At 50.1% G+C, this 20,303-nt stretch carries 19 protein-coding genes; 9 read left to right on the forward strand and 10 right to left on the reverse strand.

Annotated elements, in window-relative coordinates; translation table 11 throughout:
- The first annotated feature begins 39 nt into the window (after positions 1–39).
- Genes OIR97_RS01845 through OIR97_RS01875 form a run of 7 tightly spaced genes read left to right on the forward strand, consistent with a single transcriptional unit; the run spans position 40 to position 6,538 of the window.
- The gene (locus OIR97_RS01845; protein WP_169544381.1) at positions 40–1,368 is read left to right on the forward strand and encodes an FAD-dependent oxidoreductase; all 1,329 of its coding nucleotides are present in this window, start codon (positions 40–42) and stop codon (positions 1,366–1,368) included.
- 26 nt (positions 1,369–1,394) lie between these two features.
- The gene (locus OIR97_RS01850; protein ID WP_169544029.1) at positions 1,395–2,549 is read left to right on the forward strand and encodes a CaiB/BaiF CoA transferase family protein; all 1,155 of its coding nucleotides are present in this window, start codon (positions 1,395–1,397) and stop codon (positions 2,547–2,549) included.
- Positions 2,546–3,322, forward strand: coding sequence for an enoyl-CoA hydratase-related protein (locus OIR97_RS01855; RefSeq protein WP_169544030.1), 777 nt, complete (start codon positions 2,546–2,548; stop codon positions 3,320–3,322). The genes OIR97_RS01850 and OIR97_RS01855 overlap by 4 nt, the downstream gene beginning before the upstream one ends.
- An 18-nt stretch (positions 3,323–3,340) precedes the next feature.
- Entirely contained in the window at positions 3,341–3,682 is a 342-nt protein-coding gene (locus tag OIR97_RS01860; protein ID WP_169544031.1) for a 4Fe-4S dicluster domain-containing protein, read from the forward strand.
- 15 nt (positions 3,683–3,697) lie between these two features.
- Positions 3,698–4,609, forward strand: coding sequence for a dihydrodipicolinate synthase family protein (locus OIR97_RS01865; RefSeq protein ID WP_219821634.1), 912 nt, complete (start codon positions 3,698–3,700; stop codon positions 4,607–4,609).
- 13 nt (positions 4,610–4,622) lie between these two features.
- A complete protein-coding gene (locus OIR97_RS01870; protein WP_169544032.1) occupies positions 4,623–6,059 on the forward strand; it encodes an aldehyde dehydrogenase family protein in 1,437 nt (478 codons plus the stop codon).
- An 11-nt stretch (positions 6,060–6,070) separates the two neighbouring features.
- Positions 6,071–6,538: a deoxycytidylate deaminase gene (locus tag OIR97_RS01875; protein WP_169544033.1), complete on the forward strand. Its 468-nt coding sequence runs from the start codon at positions 6,071–6,073 to the stop codon at positions 6,536–6,538.
- Positions 6,539–6,644: 106 nt separating this feature from the next.
- Here the strand turns inward: OIR97_RS01875 and OIR97_RS01880 are convergent, their stop codons facing one another.
- The 6 genes from OIR97_RS01880 to OIR97_RS01905 all read right to left on the reverse strand — a co-directional run bounded on the left by OIR97_RS01880 (position 6,645) and on the right by OIR97_RS01905 (position 13,152).
- Positions 6,645–7,613, reverse strand: coding sequence for an ABC transporter ATP-binding protein (locus OIR97_RS01880; RefSeq protein ID WP_169544034.1), 969 nt, complete (start codon positions 7,611–7,613; stop codon positions 6,645–6,647).
- Positions 7,610–8,602: an ABC transporter ATP-binding protein gene (locus OIR97_RS01885; RefSeq protein ID WP_169544035.1), complete on the reverse strand. Its 993-nt coding sequence runs from the start codon at positions 8,600–8,602 to the stop codon at positions 7,610–7,612. The genes OIR97_RS01880 and OIR97_RS01885 overlap by 4 nt, the downstream gene beginning before the upstream one ends.
- The gene (locus tag OIR97_RS01890; RefSeq protein ID WP_169544036.1) at positions 8,602–9,480 is read right to left on the reverse strand and encodes an ABC transporter permease; all 879 of its coding nucleotides are present in this window, start codon (positions 9,478–9,480) and stop codon (positions 8,602–8,604) included. The genes OIR97_RS01885 and OIR97_RS01890 overlap by 1 nt, the downstream gene beginning before the upstream one ends.
- A 1-nt stretch (position 9,481) precedes the next feature.
- On the reverse strand, positions 9,482–10,459 hold the full coding sequence (locus tag OIR97_RS01895) for an ABC transporter permease (protein WP_219821635.1): 978 nt from the start codon (positions 10,457–10,459) through the stop codon (positions 9,482–9,484).
- 35 nt (positions 10,460–10,494) lie between these two features.
- Positions 10,495–12,075: an ABC transporter substrate-binding protein gene (locus OIR97_RS01900; RefSeq protein WP_169544037.1), complete on the reverse strand. Its 1,581-nt coding sequence runs from the start codon at positions 12,073–12,075 to the stop codon at positions 10,495–10,497.
- Between the two features lie 138 nt (positions 12,076–12,213).
- On the reverse strand, positions 12,214–13,152 hold the full coding sequence (locus OIR97_RS01905) for a LysR family transcriptional regulator (protein ID WP_169544038.1): 939 nt from the start codon (positions 13,150–13,152) through the stop codon (positions 12,214–12,216).
- A 159-nt stretch (positions 13,153–13,311) separates the two neighbouring features.
- Here OIR97_RS01905 and OIR97_RS01910 point away from each other — a divergent pair, with 159 nt between their 5' ends.
- Both OIR97_RS01910 and OIR97_RS01915 read left to right on the forward strand, forming a co-directional pair.
- Positions 13,312–14,901: an amidohydrolase family protein gene (locus OIR97_RS01910; RefSeq protein ID WP_169544384.1), complete on the forward strand. Its 1,590-nt coding sequence runs from the start codon at positions 13,312–13,314 to the stop codon at positions 14,899–14,901.
- 8 nt (positions 14,902–14,909) lie between these two features.
- Entirely contained in the window at positions 14,910–15,866 is a 957-nt protein-coding gene (locus OIR97_RS01915) for a CobW family GTP-binding protein (protein WP_169544039.1), read from the forward strand.
- A 259-nt stretch (positions 15,867–16,125) separates the two neighbouring features.
- Here OIR97_RS01915 and OIR97_RS01920 read toward each other — a convergent pair whose 3' ends face one another.
- The 4 genes from OIR97_RS01920 to soxB form a co-directional block, all read right to left on the reverse strand.
- A complete protein-coding gene (locus OIR97_RS01920; protein ID WP_343052802.1) occupies positions 16,126–16,536 on the reverse strand; it encodes a DsrE family protein in 411 nt (136 codons plus the stop codon).
- A gap of 74 nt (positions 16,537–16,610) precedes the next feature.
- The gene (locus tag OIR97_RS01925) at positions 16,611–17,246 is read right to left on the reverse strand and encodes a c-type cytochrome (protein ID WP_267177762.1); all 636 of its coding nucleotides are present in this window, start codon (positions 17,244–17,246) and stop codon (positions 16,611–16,613) included.
- Positions 17,230–18,489, reverse strand: a complete 1,260-nt coding sequence (soxC, locus tag OIR97_RS01930) for a sulfite dehydrogenase (protein WP_267177763.1) — start codon at positions 18,487–18,489, stop codon at positions 17,230–17,232. Before soxC ends, OIR97_RS01925 begins: the two co-directional genes overlap by 17 nt.
- 84 nt (positions 18,490–18,573) lie before the next feature.
- The gene (soxB, locus tag OIR97_RS01935; protein ID WP_267177764.1) at positions 18,574–20,262 is read right to left on the reverse strand and encodes a thiosulfohydrolase SoxB; all 1,689 of its coding nucleotides are present in this window, start codon (positions 20,260–20,262) and stop codon (positions 18,574–18,576) included.
- Positions 20,263–20,303 lie beyond the last annotated feature (41 nt).

A 20,303-nucleotide genomic window follows, 5' to 3' on the forward strand; every position in this document is an offset into this window, starting at 1 on the left:
ATAACTGTGTCCAATTTCGATAGAAAAAGCATTACTGAAATGACGCGTGAAGTGCCCGTTGTGGCGCAATCAGATGTCATCGTTGTTGGGGGTGGGCCCGCCGGGTTTACTGCTGCTGTGTCCGCCGCCAGAAACGGGTGTTCTGTTACGCTTCTGGAACGCTATCATCATCTTGGAGGGATGGCATCCGGGGGAATGGTGTTGGTGCTGGATGATATGGTCAACGGCATGGAAGTGACAGTAAAGGGGATCGTTGACGAAGTCGTGGCAAACATGGCCCGAGAAGATGGCGCCGTTTTCCCTCCCCCTGAAGATTATGGATCCAGTCAGGCCTTGTGGGAGAAATGGTCTCGATGGGGGGTGCATAATTTCCACCTTGCCCAACATCCGCAGCCGATCATTCATGCGGTGGCTTTTGATCCTGATGCCTGGAAACGGGCCTCTCTTCAGATGGTCAAGGACGCGAATATCAATTTGCGCCTTCACAGCTGGTTCGCCGATACAATTGTTGAGGATGGTAAGGTCAAAGGTGTGATCGCCCAGACGAAAACCGGACGACAGGCCATTTTGGGGGATGTTGTTGTGGATGCGACCGGGGATCTGGATGTTGCCGCAGGCGGTGGCGCCGAATTCCAGACCGGTCAGTATATCGTAACGACGGTTTTCCGCATTGCAAATGTCGATACAGATGAAGCTGAAAGGTTCCAGTTCGAACATCCCAAGGAATACAACAAACTGGATCGTGAGGCGCGCCGCATCATTGGCGGTGCGTGGGAAATGTGGTGGCTCAAAACTCCAATTCCCGGCGTTGTCTGGTGTAATTGCCCTCATATGCCGGGCTATGACGGCCTTACGGTCGAGGATAATACCAACGCGGAATATGAGGGTCGGCGCAGGATGATGGCGCTTTTCGATTACGCCAAGAAAAACCTGCCCGGTTTTCAGAATGCCAGCATGCTGGGAGCCGCGGAACAACTGGGGGTTCGCCAAACCCGCATGCTCAAAGGGGAATATATTGTCACGAAAGAGGATGTCACCAGCCGACGGCATTTCGCAGATACGGTTTGCCGTGGTCGGGATTATTACACGCCTTATCGTGCCTTATTACCCAAGAACCTTGATGGATTGATTGTCGCTGGCCGCCATTATTCTGCAGAGCCGGATGCGCAAAAAATGTCACGTGAGATTCCGCCTTGCATGGTTCAGGGGGAAGCGGCCGGGATCGCCGCATCCCTGGCGCTAAACGGAAATATTGCCCTGCGGGACGTCGATCCAAAAGCCATTCAGAAACAGATGCGCGCCCAGGGTGCTGATCCTGGTGACGTGCCGTCCGACAATGCACTGGTTGAAGAACTCGCAGCAACATAAAGCTTATTGAAGAGAGAATAGTGGATATGACCAAGACGAGAGACTTGCCCCTTGATGGGATCCGGGTCGTGGATTTTACACAAGTAATGCTGGGCCCGTGTGCAACACAGGTTCTGGCGGATTTCGGGGCGGATGTGGTGAAGATTGAACGCCCCGGTTCAGGCGAGCTGTCCCGCAATGTTTTTGGCGGCAAGACTGAAAAGGATCTGAATAATCCGGTTTTTTACAGCCTTAACCGAAACAAACGGTCCGTTACTTTGGATACGCGGAATGAAGAAGACAAAAACCTTGTCTATGAGTTGGTCAAAAAATCTGACGTTGTTGTCAATAACTTCCGTCCCGGTGTTATGGAACGGATGGGGTTCGGATATGAAACGCTTAAGGAAATCAATCCTCGGATCATATACGCTTCTGGATCCGGTTTCGGGCAAACCGGGCCTTATGTTCACAAGGGCGGACAGGATGTGCTTGCGCAAGCCATGACCGGAGTGATGGAGCGCCGTGCCGATCGGTCTATCCCACGTTCAATTTATCCAACAGCCTTGTGCGACTATACAGCGGGGATGCATCTGGTTCAGGGTATTCTGGCTGCCTTGTTAAACCGTCATAAGACAGGTGAAGGGCAGGAAGTGTCTGTTTCCCTTTACGATTCAATGCTGGCCATGCAGATGCAGGAAGCGTCTTTCTGGACATCAGAACAGACAGACCTGAATTGGGCTGCTTTACCGTTGACCGGTGTCTTCGATACGACCGACGGTGCGGTTGTTCTTGTCGGGGCATTTAAAGTAAATCCGCTTCAGGATATCAGCACGGCGCTGGAACTGGGCGAAGATCTGTCTATCCATTACCCGGATCTTGAGACTCAGATTAAAAATAAAGCCTATCTACAGGACCGTTTCAGGAAGGCTTTTGCATCCAACACAACGGCTTATTGGATCGGCCGTCTGGAAGATCAGGATCTCTTATGCGCTCCTGTTAAATCGTTGGAGGAGGCACTTGAAGACCCGCAGACTATTCATAATCAGATGGTTACGACGCACAGTCATCCATTGCACGGAGATGTGAAGGTCATTTCTTCACCCGTTCACTTTTCAAAGACACCGTTTCAAGTATATCGGCCAGCCCCGACACTGGGACAGCATAACGATGAAATTCGATCGGAAATCGGGGGTCAGAAATGACGGTTACTTTTGAGCGCAAAGATCAGGTTGCCTATGTCACCATCCGGCGGCCAGAGCGTATGAACGCTATCGACAGCACCGCCGAAGCCCAGCTCGAAAAAATATGGACCGAGATTGAGCAGGACGAAACTTTACGATGTGTTGTTCTTACGGGCGAGGGTGAAAAAGCCTTTTGCGCCGGTGCAGACATGAAATCGGGCAATGATGCCGGTGGTGTTGATTATTGGGCCCGATCGCAGGTCAATGGATTTGGAGGGCTGGCCTACCGGGACAGTCTCTCCATCCCGGTCATTGCGCGTGTGAACGGTTTTGCGCTTGGTGGTGGTTTCGAAATGCTGATGGGCTGCGACATCGTGGTTGCGACCGAATATGCGAAATTCGGCCTTCCTGAAGCCAAGGTGGGTCGTCTCCCCCTTGAGGGCGGTATGGTTTTGCTGCAACGCCTGATTCCTGAGAAAATCGCTCTTGGGATCATGCTGTCAGGCCGCAAACTTTTGGCGGAGGATGCCAAGCATTATGGCTTTGTAAATGAAGTCGTTCCCTATGACGAACTGGATGATGCTGTCGCCCGTTGGGTTGCCGATATTAAATCCTGCGCCCCGCTTTCGATTAAGGCGATCAAGGAAACCGTCAAGAAAACGGCTCATTTATCCCCCCGAGACGCTCAGGCCCTCAGAACGCCTGCATTGATCAAAGCGTTGCAATCCAATGATTCTGACGAAGGGGTAAAAGCCTTTGTCGAGAAACGTGCCCCTGTTTGGACAGGCACATAGGCCAGGGATGTAGCGGCGATGACTTATGTAATCACAGGACCGTGCATCGATGTCAAAGATGGTGAATGTACCAATGTTTGCCCGGTTGACTGCATTTATGAAGGCAGGCGGATGTTTTATATCCATCCCGATGAATGTGTGGCCTGTGGTTTATGCGAGTCCGTCTGTCCCGTGGATGCCATTCGAAAAATCGCCTTTGTCGAGCCGGAGGAGGAGCCGTTTGTGATTGCAAATGCGGAGTATTTTTCATCAGCAGTTACAAATCTTGGCCAACCCGGTGGATGGAAAGAGGCAACAACGACAACGCTTGATCATCCGATTATTGCAAAGATGCCAGCCCAAAAAAGTGATGGCCTCTAAGGTGGAGAATGAATTTTGAACAATAACAAACTGGGCGGTGTTATTGCCGCCATCCCGACCCCAGTGAACGAGGCGGGCGATCCGATGATTGATGTGTTTTTAACCCATGCGAAATGGGCTTTAGGCAACGGGTGTGACGGTCTGAATGTGCTCGGGACCACGGGTGAAGCCAATTCCCTGAGCATAGAGAAACGGATGCAGGTGATGAGCGCAGCGGCGCAGCATTTGGATCAATCTGTTCTCATGGTCGGAACAGGGACTCCGGATTATGAAACAACCGAGAAATTGACACTCTATGCAGCGGAACTTGGGTATGCAGGCGCGTTGATCCTTCCTCCCTACTATTATAAACCTATTCGGGATGATGCATTATATAACTGGTTTGCGCGTCTTGTTGCAGCCGTCTCTGAGACAGACATCAAGCTCTATCTGTACAATTTTCCGGCGATGACCGGTATCCGGTTTTCAGTGGCACTTCTGATGCGGTTGGCGACAGATTTTCCCGATAAAATAGTGGGGATTAAGGACTCGTCCGGGGATCTGGCTTATTGTCGCGATATTGTAAACCGGGTGAGCGGTTTTTCGGTTTTTCCAAGCAGTGAAACAACCCTGCCGACGGCTCATGCAGAGGGATACGCCGGTTGCATATCGGCGACTGTGAATTTAACGGCGCCCGTGTCTCAACTGGCCTGGCAAAACAGGAATGAGGCCGTAACAGCCACTTTCGCACAAAGGTTAAAAGACCTGAGGGAGGGAATTTCTGCTACCCCCCTTATCCCGTCAATAAAATACCTCCTGGCCCGCCGCCACGAAGAAACGGCCTGGTGCGCGCTTCGACCACCGCTTCAGCGGCTTGCGGACCAGGACAGGCACGATCTTGATGCAGTCTTTGAACTGCTGAAAACACAAACTCAACTCTCTCTTTAAAACGGATTATCAAATGCAAGTGAAAGCAAATCTTATCGGCGGACAATGGGTCACAGGGCAGCAGGCACAGGAAAATTTCAATCCATCAGACATATCGGATGTGATCGGGGTTTTTGCGCAGGCTTCTGCCGAGGATGTTACCAGCGCAGTTGCTGCAGCCAAGGACGCACAAGCCGACTGGGCGGCGCTTGATGCCCAGAGTAGACACGACATTCTGGATCGAACCGGCAATACAATTCTGGCCCGCAAGGAAGAACTTGGAGCGCTTCTTGCCCGTGAAGAAGGAAAAATCCTTTCCGAAGCAATCGGTGAAACGATCAGAGCCGGAAATGTATTCAAATTTTTTGCCGGTGAATGCCTGAGAAATACCGGGGATCTTGTTAGCTCTGTTCGTCCGGGAATTGACATCGAGGTCACGCGGGAGCCTGTTGGTATTGTCGGGATCATTACACCATGGAATTTCCCGATTGCTATTCCTGCCTGGAAGATTGCTCCGGCACTTGCTTATGGAAATACTGTTGTTTGCAAACCGGCGGACTTAACACCGGCTTGTGCCCATGCCATTGCCGAAATTTTGATGGAATGTGGTTTGCCCGGTGGTGTCTTTAATCTGGTCATGGGGCGTGGGTCGATTGTTGGAGAAGCAATACTGGACCATCCGGACGTCACCGCGATTTCATTTACCGGGTCCGTAAATACGGGTCAGCATGTGGCAGAAAAATGCCTGCAATCGATGAAGAAGGTGCAACTTGAAATGGGCGGGAAAAACCCTACGGTTGTGCTGGACGATGCCGATCTGGAGGTGGCAGTTTCCAGTTGTCTGAATAGTGCTTTTTTCTCAACCGGTCAGCGCTGCACGGCGTCTTCCCGTTTTATCGTGCAAGAGGGTATTCACGATGAATTCGTGCGCCGCATGACAGAGGAAATGAGTGCGTTGAAGATTGGCCCGGCATTGGATTCAAACAGTCAGATGGGTCCGGTTGTCGACGAGCGTCAATTGGTATCCAACCTTAAATATGTGGCATTGGCAAAAGAAGAGGGCGCTACAGTCATAGGCGGGGAGCGATTTGATGGACCAACTACTGGCTTCTACCAGAAGCCTGCTTTGTTTACCGATACCCATAACAAAATGCGGATCAATCAGGAGGAGATTTTTGGTCCCTGTGCCAGTGTGATCAAGGTTAAGGATTTTGAAGAGGCCATCGCGGTTGCAAATGAAACGGAATTTGGACTGTCGGCGGGTATCTGCACACAAAGTCTGAAATATGCTGCGGCCTTTAAAAAGAGGGCGCAAGCGGGGTTGGTTATGGTCAATCTTCCAACAGCGGGTATTGACTATCATGTCCCCTTCGGCGGCCGAAAAGGGTCCAGTTATGGACCACGGGAGCAGGGTAGCTATGCGAAGGAATTTTATACAATCGTCAAGACAAGTTATGTCTCAACAGGCTAACTGGAGGAAACATGACAATTACCACTGAGAAGAGCGGTTTCAAATGGCACCGTCGTTTCATGGGATTGGCGAACCATATTTCAGAGTGGACTGAAGATCGGGATTTCAAGGTTGGGGCTGTCATTGTTGGCACCAACCATGAAATTCGCTCGACGGGATATAACGGTTTGCCGCGTCAAATTAAAGCCATTGAAGAAAGTCGTTTTGACCGGAAAAGCGGCGAGAAATTTTTTTGGTTTGAACATGCGGAACGAAATGCAATTTACAATGCGGCATATTTTGGCGCGACCCTGTCAGGCTGTACTCTTTATGTAAACAGGTTCCCCTGCGCCGATTGTGCCCGCGCCATAATTCAAAGTGGTATTACGACGGTTTGCTGTCCTGCAAAGCCTGAAAAAGACGGTGCGTTGGATCATAGTTTCGATGTTTCAGAAATACTTCTGCAAGAGGCTGGCGTACAACGCATTGAATGGGAGTAGAAACCAAGGGATCGGCAGACCTGTCAATGGACAGGGCGTTTATCGTCTGGCGATAGGGTCCTTTTTGGCTCGGCTCCTGTTTAAAGAACTGGAGCAGCTTGATGGATCAGGTCAGCAAATGGCAGGAAGCGAAATGGCCGTCCCCCCAGTCTTTTAAAGGAGGCGGTACAGAAGCACAGCTTTCAATGGCCACCGGGCAGCGTCCGGCAAACCGACATCCTTTGGGAAGGTTTATGGGGCTGGGCGGGTCACCGGTAAGCGCACTTCGCCGGACAGCTTCCGGATTGGCATGTACCCGCGGAACGGCTGCAAGCAGGGCTTTGGTGTAGGGATGCTTGGGGTTGGTGAAAAGTGTCTTACGGTCTGCTTTTTCAACAATCTGCCCCAAATACATAACAGCGACATCATCACATAAATGCTGAACAACCCCCAGATCATGACTGATAAAAAGATAGGTAAGACCCATTTTTTCCTGAAGTCTGCGCATGACGTTTAAAATTTGCGCCTGAACAGCAACATCCAGTGCTGAGACGGGCTCGTCGCAGACAATCAGGTCGGGTTCGGTTGCAAGGGCGCGGGCAAGACCCACGCGTTGGCGTTGGCCCCCTGAAAACTGATGCGGAAAAAGGGTGATGCTTTCTGGCCGTAATCCCACCTGTTCAAAAAGATCTTTTACCTTTTGGTCCCGTTGATCCGGTTCCCCGATATTCATAAGATCAAGCGGTTCGCGTACGATATCGCCGACCCGGCATCTGGGATCAAGAGACGAGTATGGATCCTGAAAAATCATCTGAAAATGCCGCCGCGCAAGGCGCAGTTCTTCTTTTTCCAGATGGCTTATTTTTTTGCCAGAAAGTGTAATTTCACCCTCGGTAATCGAAACAAGCCGCAGGACGGCAAGAGCGGTTGTTGTTTTCCCGGAACCACTTTCGCCAACAATACCCAGTGTTTTCCCTTTTTCAATTGAGAAATTCACACCATCCACAGCGTGGACAGTCATCGGTTCCTTGAACATTTTTTTACTGGAAAAGTGAACCTTCAGATTTTTGACTTCTAGCAAGGGCTCCGATGTCATGCGATAACTTCTTTCTTCACATTAAAACAGGCAACTTTGTGCTGGTCGGTAATTAGATCAATGGTCGGCACATTGACACGGCATTTTTCCATAACATGCCGGCATCTTGGAGCAAACGCACAGCCTGACCCCAATTCAATAAGCGGCGGTACAACACCTGCAATTTCTTCCAGATAAGGTCGCTCGTCAGTTGGATTGTCTTCAAGATGGGGAACACAGGCAATCAAGCCCCTGGTATAAGGGTGCTGCGGGTTGTCCAAAATGTCCCGCGTGCTGCCTGTTTCGATGATGTGTCCGGCATACATGACGGCCACACGATCGGCAAGTTCTGCAACGGCGCCCATGTCATGGGTGATTAAAATAATGGCGGTTCCGGTGTCCCTTTGTAGATCGCGAAGTAAATCGAAAATCTGCGCCTGAACCGTGACATCCAACGCCGTTGTCGGCTCGTCGGCAATCAGAACTTTCGGTTTGCACGCCAGTGCCAGGCCGATCATAACCCGCTGGCGCATTCCTCCTGAAAGTTCATGAGGATATGATTTTGCACGAACGGCAGGTTCAGGAATACCGACTTTCTCAAGCATTTCAACGGCACGGGCCCAAGCCTGCTTTTTTGTTACTTTTTCGTGCAACAGGACACTTTCAGCAATTTGATCGCCAATGCGAAAGACAGGGTTTAGCGAGGTCATGGGCTCTTGAAAGATCATCGAAATGACGTTTCCGCGGATTTCCCTCATTTTTTTCGGGGCAAGGGTTGTGAGGTCCTGTCCTTCCAAAGAGATGCTACCGGATGTAATCTGTCCGGGGGGGCTCGGAACCAGTCCCATGGCGGATAAGGCGGTCATGCTTTTACCGCACCCGGATTCTCCAACGATACCGAGTATTTCCCCTTCTTTTAAATCCAGATTGATATGATTTAAAACGCGTGCGTTCCCGGCACGGGTTTTGAAGTCAACGACAAGGTCTTTTATGCGTAATAACTCAGACATCACCGCTCTCTCAATTTAGGATTAAAGGCATCGTTCAGTCCATCGCCAACCAGACTGAACCCCAAAACGGTCAGAAAAATCATGAAACCGGGCAAACTGATTGTCCACCATGCGTCCAGAATATACTCCCGTCCGGCGCCGATCATCATCCCCCAACTGAAGACATTTGGATCGCTCAGACCAAGAAAACTAAGACCTGCTTCAAACAAAATGGCGATCCCGATCGTCAATGTGGCCGAAACGATGAGGGGGGCAAGCGCGTTGGGTAGGATGACCCGCCAGATAATACGATTGTTTTTCGCGCCGATTGACCGGGCGGCGCTCACATATTCCAGATTTCGAATCCGCATGAATTCGGCTCTGGTAAGCCGCGCTGTTGCCGGCCAGCTGACAATACCGATTGCCAGTGAAATAATAAAAATGGTGGGCGGAAAAAGGGTTACGAGAACCATTGCAAATAGGAGGGCGGGCAGAACCTGAAAAAATTCGGTGAGCCTCATGAGGGCTTCATCGATACTACCGCCATAATAACCGGACATGGAACCGACCAGAATACCAATTGTCACAGTTAAAAAACCTGCGGTAAGGCCAACGAATAAAGTGGAGGCGCCGCCATGAATAAGACCTGCGAGCATGTCCCGTCCCAACTGGTCGGTTCCCAAGGGAACAGAAGCCACCTCTCCGGGGGCTGTGAGCGGGGCCCAGACGATTTCAAAAGGGTCGACGGCATACAGGAAGGGGCCGACGAACGAAAATAAAGCGATGATGACCAAAATGATTAACCCGAGCATTCCAGCCCAGCTTTGACGGAACGCGCGGACGGCTTCCGTGAATGGACTTTGGCTTTTCGGTTGTATGTCAGTGTCAAGAGCAACCATGTCAGTTTCCAGTTCGAATGCGGGGATCAACGATCCGGTAAATCACGTCGGTTACAAGATTTGCAAGAATGACCAAGAGAGATGAAAAGAATAAGATACCAAGGATGGTCGGGAAATCTCTTGCGAGAATGGAGTCAAATGCAAGAGTCCCAAGACCGGGCCAGCTGAAGACTGTTTCAACCAGAACCGCTCCAGAAATCACGCTGCCAAACTGCAGGCCTGCGATTGTGACAATCGGCAGAATTGCGTTTCGAAGAGCGTGCCGGGTGTAGATCGATATTTCTGACACGCCTTTGGATCTTGCGGTGCGGATATAATCCGATCCCAAAATTTCCAGCATGCTAGCCCGTGCCAGGCGGGCATATTGCGCAAGATAGACAATCCCCAACGTCAGTGCAGGTAAAACCAGATGATGGGCGATATCAATCGATCGTGTCCACAGGTCATCACCGAGCGTGATATCAAACATTCCTGAAATGGGAAAGACCGGGACCAACCAGGCAAACAGGATAACCAGTAACATGCCGGTCCAGAAAATTGGTGCTGAATACCCGATGACCGAAACAAGTGTGACCAGACCGCTGACAATGCCCTTGGGATTGTGAGAGGCGAGTACTCCCAGAAGGGTTCCGACAAAAATTGCAAATAGAAGGGCGGTTACGACTAGAAGAATGGTTGCTCCAACCCGCTCAAGAACAAGGTCAAGAACAGAGGCGTTGTAGAAAAAGGATTGCCCCAGATCCCCTGTCAGGGCTTTTCCAAGATACGTTCCCAGTTGTACATAGACCGGTTTATCAAGTCCGTAGGATGTCCGAATATCGGCGAGCATTTCCTCGGTTGCGCCTCCCATTTCCCCGGCGATGACTTCAGCTGGATCGCCCGGGGCAATGTGAATAAGGAGAAAATTTAAAACCAGAACCGCCGATATCAGCAGGAATGCATGAAGGAAACGACGGATCACTATCATTAAAATATTCACGAAATTTAGTCTCCGTCGTAACCCATTAAGCCTGCTTACTTGAAGTAAACTTCGTCAAGCGGTGCCATTGTGCCCCAGATGGAAAGGGGCGGGTTGCCCAATTTCTTGCTGTAGGCGCTGTGGTAAGGCAAAACATTGATAAATGCCTGTGGCGCATCATCGACGATAATTTTTTGTGCTTCCTGATAGAGTTTAATGCGTTCGGCCTGATCTTGCTCGGCACTGGCTTTTTCAAGCAAAGCATCGACGGTTTCGTTGCAATAGCCTTGCGTATTGGACCAAATGACGCCTTTGCGGATATTGTTGCACAGATACGTCCGGTGCACCCCAATCACTGGATCCGCCCAGTTGAACACGATGTCCATGCTCATATCAAAATCATGACCACCGACACGTTTTGCCCATGTTGGAAAGTCCGGGGACGCACGCAGTTCGACTTTAATACCAATTTTCTTGAGCTGAGGCTTGAGATATTCCGCGATGCCTTTCTGTTGCTCTGCTGAGCCAGGGATATAATCAAGTGACAATGCGAAACGAATATCATCAGCGCCCCGTTTGAAGCCGGCTTCATCGAGAAGCGCATTTGCCTTGTCCAGATCCAGATCATATTTTTCAACACCAGGTGCAAAGAAAGGGCTGCCCGGTGCAACAGGGCCCGTTGCTGGTTTTGACTGACCGCCATGGAGAGCATTGATGATGAAGTTCCGATCGAACCCGAACGCAATTGCGCGGCGAACCCGTTTGTCCTTCAGATATTTGTTCTGGGTGTTGAACGCCAACCAGTTAAGGGGGCCGACGGCGGCATAGCCGTTGCTGGTGACAACAAGGTCTTTATTCTTCTTAAGCCGCGCAATGTCTTTGGTGGGTGCAAGAAAAGGGTACAGAGTAACTTCCCCTTTATCCGTCGCTAACGCCAAGCTTGTTGGGTCTTTATAGTTTTTGATGATGACTTTGTCGAGATACGGCCGCCCTTCAATAAAATAGTCCGTGTTTTTCTCAAGGATAATATATTGACCGGGTTTGAATTCTTTGAATTTGAACGGGCCTGAGCCGACAGGGGCGCTGTTGGCGGGGTGGCTCTTAAGGTCCTGCCCGTCTCCATATACATGTTTTGGGATAATCGGTAGCAAGGCACCGGACATCGCCAAAAAGGCCGCTGGATGTGATTTGGAAAACTTTAAAATTGCGGTATGAGGGTCCGGCGTTTCAACGGATGAAACCGGTTCGAACATGGTTTTGAACGGGTGATTGGCTTGCACTGTTTGAACGGAAAAAGCGACGTCTTCTGACGTGATCGGTTCGCCGTCATGAAATTTTGCATTTTTACGAAGATTGAGGGTGATGCTTTTGCCATCTTCTGACGTGGTCCAGCTTTCTGCGAGGTAGGGCTGCGGATTCCAGTCCGCATCATATCGAAGCGGCGTTGCAAAAATCTGAGTTCCAGGTACAGCCGTTGCGATGCCTGATTGAACAGCGGGGTTTAAGTGGCGCGCTTTTTGAGTACTTCCAATTACCAGTGTCCCCCCTTGTTTTCCCTCTTCTGCCTGAAGAGGGGCTGCGGCAAATGTGCCCGTAAGAAGAGCGGCACTAAGTGCCCATACTCCAAATTTTCTCATCCCAGCCTCCTGTTAAATAAAACGGTTTCTGTTCAATTTTTTTTCCCGTTTTGTGGTTATTTTAGGCTAATTGAGGTTAGTTCTTTCGTAAAATATATTTTTAGAGGGTATATCCTCAATAAAATAGAGGATATAGCTTTACTCGGTGGGATTGATCCTAAGGACAGCATCATTAAACGCACCGTTGTCCCGAAGCTGTAAGCAGGTTTCGATAAACACATTGTCTGCTTTACTCAGGAATGCATCCAGGCGGTACACAATGCCAAACTCCACAGTGCGATAGACGGGCGCCAATGGAATTCGAACCAGATCGCCGACCGTGTATTGCTGTTTCTTCAAGGGACGCAGGTTGAAGATTGAGTAGCCCAGTCCGGACGCCACCATGCTTCTGACCATCTCAGCAGATTTTGATGAATAAATCACCCGTGGCGTCAAGTCATCTTCAGCAAACAGGCTGAACATATAATCGCGGGTTTGTTGAAGATCCAGCAAGATCATCGGTTCCTTGTAAACGTCTTTCAATGTCAAAACGTCACTTTTGGCAAGTGGATGATCGATTGGAAGTGTAATATGGGGCGGTGCCGTGAACAGTGGGATGAAAGAAAGGCTCTCATCCAGATTGGATCTGAAGCCGAGCCCCATATCAATCTCATTACGGGTAACGCGGGAGATGTTGGCGTTGTTATCACCCTCCATAAAGTGAATTGAAATATCAGGATAATTATCGGCCAGTGCCCGTGTGATCAGGGGAAGCAGGATCGGTGCTGCGGGGGTGAAGCACCCCATGCGAATAGAACCGTTTACAATATTGGTTTGTTCATCGACGGATTGTTCAAATGTTTGATGCGCTTTTAAGAGTTGGCGGGCATGGCCCAGAAAGGATGCTCCAAACTGGGTCGGAATAATTCCCTTTGAGGGAAGGCGTCTGAACAGCTTTCGAGATAGTTCAAGTTCGATTGCATCAATGGCGGCTGAGATGGAAGAGGGAGAAATATTGAGTTCTCTTGAGGCATTTGTAATGGATCTGTGGCGCGAAGCGATTTCAATATATCGAAGTTGCTTGAGCGTATACCGCATCTTGGACCTCTTGTTCGGATTTTCTGTGGAATACCCGCAGTACTATCTATTTTTCAGAGGGTATCCCGCAACCTAAACTCTGTCTAACGAAAAAATTCAGCGATAGGGGAAGTGCGCGTGTCTTTAATCACCGTTTTTAAAGCCAAAAAAATTATCACCATGGATCCTGATTGCCCCGCGGCAACCCACGTTGCTGTAAAAGAGGGCAAAATTCTTTCAGTGGGGTCGGTTGATGATATGCAAGGCTGGGGAGATTTTGAGATTGATGAAACCTTCGCTGAAAAAGTGATTATGCCGGGTATGGTAGAAGGTCATTCTCATCTGATGGCCGGCGGCATTTGGGATTACACCTATGTGGGCTATCAGGATCGGGTTGATCCGGATGGAAAATTCTGGCCCGGGGTTAAAACGATCGATGATGTTATTGACCGCCTGAAGGAGGTCGAAAAAACGTTGGCCCCCGACCAGCCGCTTGTGGCCTGGGGGTTTGATCCGATTTTCCTGGAGGGTCCCCGAATGGTCAAGTCTGATCTGGACGTGGTCTCGCAGGAACGGCCCATTGCCGTGATGCATTCCAACTTTCATTTAATGACGGTCAGTTCTTCCGCTCTCAAACTGGCGAATTATGTGGCTGATATGGGGATCGATGGCATCGCACTCGGCGAAGATGGAGCTCCTAACGGCGAACTTCAGGAAATGGCTGCAATGTTCCCGATTATGAGGCGGCTCGGCGTTAATTGGCGAGAAATCGGCCGGGCGCCGGACAGCGTAAAGGCTTTCGGGCGTGTTTGTAACCGGGTAGGGGTGACCTCGGCAACAGACCTGATTAATGAGTTGGCCGACGAAGACGTGATAGAGATGACGGCCGTAACAAATGAAGCGGACTATCCTGTTCGACTGCATTCCATGCTTAACGGATTAACCCAAACGCCCGAAGAAACATGCAGCCGGGCGCTTGAGTTGCGTGAGAAAAGTACCGACAAGTTTATTCTGGGCGGCGTAAAAATTATCACGGATGGTTCCATTCAGGGGTTTACGGCCCGTATTCGGTGGCCAGGTCACTTTAACGGTGCGCCCAACGGTATTTGGAATATCGCACCGTCGCAACTGAACGATTTGGTCGACATTCTGAATGCGGCCGGTATCCAAATGCATATTCACGCAAACGGAGATGAAGCGATTGAAGTGTCGCTGGATGCGTTGGAAGCGGCAAAAATAAAAAACAACCGACCGGATGTTCGTCATGTGATTCAACATTGTCAATTGGCGGATCGTGCGCATTTCCGAAAGATGAAGCGTTTGGGGGTGCTGGCTAATTTATTTGCAAATCATATTTACTATTTCGGCGACAAGCACGCAGCTCTGACTGTTGGCCCGGATCGGGCTCGCCGAATGGATGCGTGTCGGTCCGCGCTGGAGTTAGGGGTGCCTTTTACGATCCATTCAGACGCTCCTGTGACCCCAATGGCTCCGCTCTTTACAGCCTGGTGCGCGGTCAATCGATTAACGGAAAGCGGAAAAACATTAGGGGAGTATGAGAAAATTTCGGTGGCGGATGCCCTCTATGCTGTAACACTGGGTGCGGCCTATACTTTACAGATGGATCATCTGGTCGGATCGATCGAAATTGGAAAATGGGCGGATTTTGCGGTACTGGATGATGATCCGGAAGCAGTAGATCCGATTGCCTTAAAAGATGTCGGCGTCTGGGGAACAGTGCTCGGTGGACGGAAATTCCAAGTGCAATGAAGGCGCGCTTGAAACCACTTCCTATGACGGTCCTTGCTGGCTTCCTTGGAAGTGGTAAAACAACACTGGTAAACCACCTGCTCAAGAATGCGAATGGGCACCGTATTCTCGTCCTTGTGAATGACTTTGGTGATATTGCCATTGATGAAGAGCTGATCGACGCCCGGGACGGCGAAATGTTGTCTCTGGCCAATGGCTGCGCCTGTTGCAGTATGGGGTCGGATTTATTTGACGCATTTGACAAGGCGCTCTCCTTTAGCCCGGCTCCTGACTATTTGCTGATAGAAGCAAGTGGCGTTGCAGAGCCACAAAAAATAGCCAATTTTGCGAGAGCTGAACCGGATTTGGTTTTGAATTCCATCGTCACGATTGTCGATGCCCTGAATTTTGAGCAAACATCTTTGGATCCTCATGTGGGGACACTCGTCAGGCGTCAGGTGGCGGCAGCTGATTTGCTGCTGTTCAGCAAGACGGATCTGGTATCTTCGGTGCAGAGCGACCGCTTGAAGAAAGATTTGCAAGGATTGTCCGAAGCCCCTTCGATTGTTACGGTGGCAGAACAGGTAGACATTAGTGATCTTGTTTTTGGTCCCACTCTTTTCGAACAGCCTTTGAATAAGCAACAGGGTTATCAGGGAGCGCCGCCAACTCACGCTCATTCTGAAATGTTTCAATCCTGGTCCTACCGGGTGAACGGCGACATATCGCTTGAGGCCATAAAGGATCTTGCCACGAAATTGCCGCGCGATGTTCTTCGTTTTAAAGGGATTTTTTCCAATAAGGAGGATGGCAAGGATTATGAAATTCACCGTGTCGGGAAACGGGTGGATTTCAAAAGAATGGGATCCGGGGGGCCACACAATCGTGACGCTCGATTTGTTGCGATTGCCATAAAAAACGATGATCTGAACAGCCGGATGATAGACATACAAAACCAGCTCAACGCCATGACCTTCGGGCGTTAAGCGCAAGACCGTATGACCGCTTTTTATAAGGGTCGCATCTTTGCCGAGCGTTCAGGCCTGATTTATTCTGCTAAGCCACAGATTGGGTTTACCTGTAGCGGGGCCTATCTAGGGGGCATCCCATTTAAGATCCATCTGGTCCTGAAGGAGTGTATGGGCCAGACAGTCGATTGGTCGCAAAGCCGGTAGATTGCTATACTGACATTACGCGGGAGATCCGCGTCTTCTTTACAAAAAGGACCGACTTTGTTCCGCATCGTTAAGGGCGCACGATTGTCCAACCCTGTTCATTGAGTTCCATGAGTGTTACCACGCCAGCCGGGACAAGTTCAGCCACATCCATTAACGGGGGTTTGGCCCCTTCCTTTTTTGTCATTGCGGTCAGCGTATTGCCGCAGGCATGAAATGCGACATTCGGCATTCCTTTGGCAAAAGATTGCATTCTTTTGGCGACCGGCGACGTATCAGATCGCAACATATGCAGTCCTGCATTAAAGGCGACAATCTTGATTTCGACTTCCTCGCCCAATTCGCTGTAATGGCGGGAGACATTGGCCGCAACGTTTAAAACGGTGTTCATTTTTTGTGGGTCTTTATCACTAATCTGCAGGGCCAATTGGTGTCTGCCTTCACCAGCATGTACGGCAGTTACACTGAACAAAAACATCATGAATAAGGTACCGAGTGATACCATTATTTTCTTCGTCATTGTCTTTCCTCCCATTGATTTCTGAAATGTGTGAATTAGTCCTCTGTCTCTGGTGTGACGTCCAGGCTTCTTGCGCGGCCCAGTATTTTCACGTCTGACTTGCAGTTTTTCATACACGGTTCCTGCTGCGACACTGTTGCAACATCCGGGCGAGGGTCCATCCTGAAATTTACTTCGTTTGGCAGCCGGAAATCAGTGAAATTTTCGTCAGACAAGGTGCCATCGTCGTCCATCAGGTCATTCAGATATAACAGATAGGCGACAAGTGAATAGGTTTCATCGACTGTGAGGGTTTGGGCTTCACCAAATGGCATCGCGCGCTGGATATAATCAAATAACGTAGACAGATAAGGCCAGTAGGACCCAATTGTTTTAACCGGGTTATTGGACTTTAAGGTCCCCTGTCCCCCGGCAAGAACTGGCCAGCGTCCATTTCCTTCTCCGAACTCACCATGACAGGAGGCGCATTTTTCTGTGAAGACGCTTTCTCCCTCGGTAACAGTACCGCTTCCCATAGGCAGGCCCTGGCCGTCTGGGCGTACATCAATATTCCAGATGGCAATTTCTTCTGGCAAAGCGGCGCGACCGATGCCAAGTTTATCGGCACTCGCGGTGGTGCCTAGGCTTATGAACAGAACACAAAGGGCTGAGAGCTTAGGAAATTTCAACATTTTCAGTCTCCCCGTTCTTCATGACATGCCAGGTTTGAATGCCGTTGTTATGATAAATGGAGTTAAGTCCCCGAACTTGCCTGAGTTCTTTTTTAGTGGGTTGAATATAGCCCGTTTCATCAATTGCCCGAGACTGAATGAGCATGGGGTCCCCGCTCCATTGGAACGGAAGGTAGAACCGCGTCAGGCACTTATCCAGAACAGGGCCAGACAACTCGGCAGTTCGCCAGTTCTTGCCACCATCCAACGTCACATCAACACGCCTGATTTTACCGCGGCCGGACCAGGCCAGGCCGCTTAGTATGTTGTGCCCCTTATGGAGCAGGGGTGCCTGCGGACTCGGGTTGGTAACGATGGATTTCGCGTCCATGATCCAGGTAAACCGACGGGAGGATCCGTCTTCCATCAGGTCTGTATATTTGGATGTCTCTTCCCGCGTATGCCAAGGCTGATCACCAACTTCAATTCTGCGTAGCCACTTGACCCACATGTTGCCTTCCCAGCCGGGAACGACAAGCCGCAGCGGATACCCCTGTTCCGGGCGGAGGGCTTCACCGTTCATTTTGTAGGCAACAATGCAGTCCTCCAATGCTTTTTCAAGAGGGACGGATCTGTTCATCCCTGCCGAGTCTGCGCCTTCCGGCATCAGCCATTTTGCATTGGTTTTTACGCCAGCTTCTTCCAGGAGATATTTTAATGGGACGCCCGTATATTGAACGCAATGAACCATTCCGTGAGTAAACTGGCACCCGTTCAGTTGGGCGCCGCGCCATTCCATGCCGCTATTGGCGGCGCATTCTAAGAAGGCAAAGCGATTGACCCGCGGAAATCTTTTTAGATCTTCCATTGTGAAAATCAACGGGTTGTCAACCAAGCCATTGATCATCAGGCGATGCGCTGAGGGTTCAATATGGGCGGCGCCGGAATGGTGCCGCTCAAAACACAGGCCGTTTGGGGTAATGAAGCCTTCCAGTTCGTGCAAGGGTGTGAAGCTGACCGAAGATTCCTGTGACGCAGTCAACCATTCAACATTGCGACGCACAACATGTGCTTCATGTTCGGAGGGCACGCCGTAAGGATTTGTTACGACCGCATCGCCCAGATAGGTATTCCAGTCTTCAACCTTGATTTCCGGCGGTGACTTGGCAAAAACCGACTTGCCCGAGCTTGCTGCCAGAAGTGTGCCCCCTCCTAGAGCTGACAGACTTCCCTTCAGAAAACCGCGTCTTCCAGTTGACGGCATTACTTTGTCCCCTTGCTGATTAAACACATTGCAATATTTGAATATATTAGCGTTGAAGTCGATCTCACGTCAATCATTGTCTGGTCAGCTTCTTCTCAGCTTTACTGCGTTATGTGGATTTACGGTGACGGTTTTTTGTTTAACGATGTAATCGGAGACAACATCATAAATTGCCGGTCCCTGAACGTCTTCATTGACACTTGCCCAGCCGGAAACGACATAGGCTTTGGAGGCATCGATCTTCTCGCCGGTTTTCAACAGGGTCATATTGCTAATCCGGGAACCGATTTGGGCGTTGGGGTTTATGTGATATCCCATTCCACCAACGCGGACCATATCGCCGCCCTGCTGATAATAAGGGTCTTGGTTAAACAGATTGTCCGCAACGTCTTCGAGTACATTTTTCAGAGTTTCACCTGTCATTTCGTTTCTGTAGGCATTTGGATAGGTTATGGCGGTCATATTGTAGACATCATCTACTGTAATCTCCTGACCGGGAAGGAGGCTCGCCCCCCAGCGGAAACCCGGTGACAATGCAATCTCGGCGTCTCTTTCACTGAGTAAAGCATCGCAAATCAAATCGTCAAAAGTACCGTTCAGGTTTCCCCGTCGGTAAAGAAGGCTTTCGGTTGTACCAAGCACCCTGTCTATTTCCTGTTGATGTGGCTGCCGGATTTCTGTGACAAGTGCCGTCATCGCAGGATCTGGCTCAATGACATCTGATAAAACAGGGATCAGTTTGTAACGATAATCTTTAACCTGACCGTCCCGAACGTCCAGATCAAGTCTCGACAGGAACTTTCCATGGCTGCCAGAGGCGATCAAAAGCGTTCCGTTTACGTCGATTGCAACTGGCAGTGCATCGTGAGTATGGCCGGTAAGAACAACGTCAATTCCACTCACGCGGGAGACAAGTTTGCGGTCAACATCAAAACCGTTGTGAGACAGTAAGATGACAAGTTCCGCCCCTTGGGCCCTTGCTTTGTCCACATGCGCCTGAACTTCATCCTCCCGAATACCAAAACTCCAATCCGGGATTTTATAGCGTGGATTGGCGATGGGAGTGTAAGGAAACGCTTGCCCGATGACCGCAATCTTGACACCGCCCCGCTCAAAATAAGAGGTCGCTTCGAACGCCGGCTCATCCCATTCGGTGTCCCGGATATTTCCTGCCAGAAAATCAAAAGACAATTCTTCCAACAGTTCGTTCACCCGCTCTTGCCCATAGGTGAATTCCCAGTGTGCTGTCATCGCGTCAGTTTCAAGGGCATTCATGACTTTTACCATGTCCGCACCGCCTGTTTTTAAGGACGTGTAAGATCCTTGCCAGGTGTCTCCGCCATCTAGAAACAAGGTTTTTCCCGGCCGTTCCGCGCGAATATGGTTTAAAAGAGTTGATAGTCGATCGACCCCACCAACGCGCCCATAGTCCCGCGCCAAGGCGGTGAAATCGCTGCTGCTCAGGGAATACGCACTTGCCGTTCCTTTCTCAATGCCAAACTTTTCAAGAAACTCTTTCCCGGTAATATGAGGCGGCAGACCCGACATTTCCCCAACCCCTAAATTGATCGATGGTTCCCGGAAATAGATGGGTACCAGCTGGGCGTGGATATCGGTTATGTGGGTAATCGTTACATTCCCAACAGACTCAAAATTCAAGAGGTCATCCTGGGTCAGGGTTTGCCGGGCGGATGCGCGGACGAGATCAGTCCCAAAGCCCAAAAGCCCAACAGTTGCACAGGAAACCTGTAAAAAATCGCGGCGTGAAAACATAATAAAAACCCACAAAATTGATAAAGGAGTGTCACTCTTTG

This window comes from Sneathiella aquimaris, from assembly GCF_026409565.1.
In the GTDB taxonomy this organism is placed as follows: domain Bacteria; phylum Pseudomonadota; class Alphaproteobacteria; order Sneathiellales; family Sneathiellaceae; genus Sneathiella; species Sneathiella aquimaris.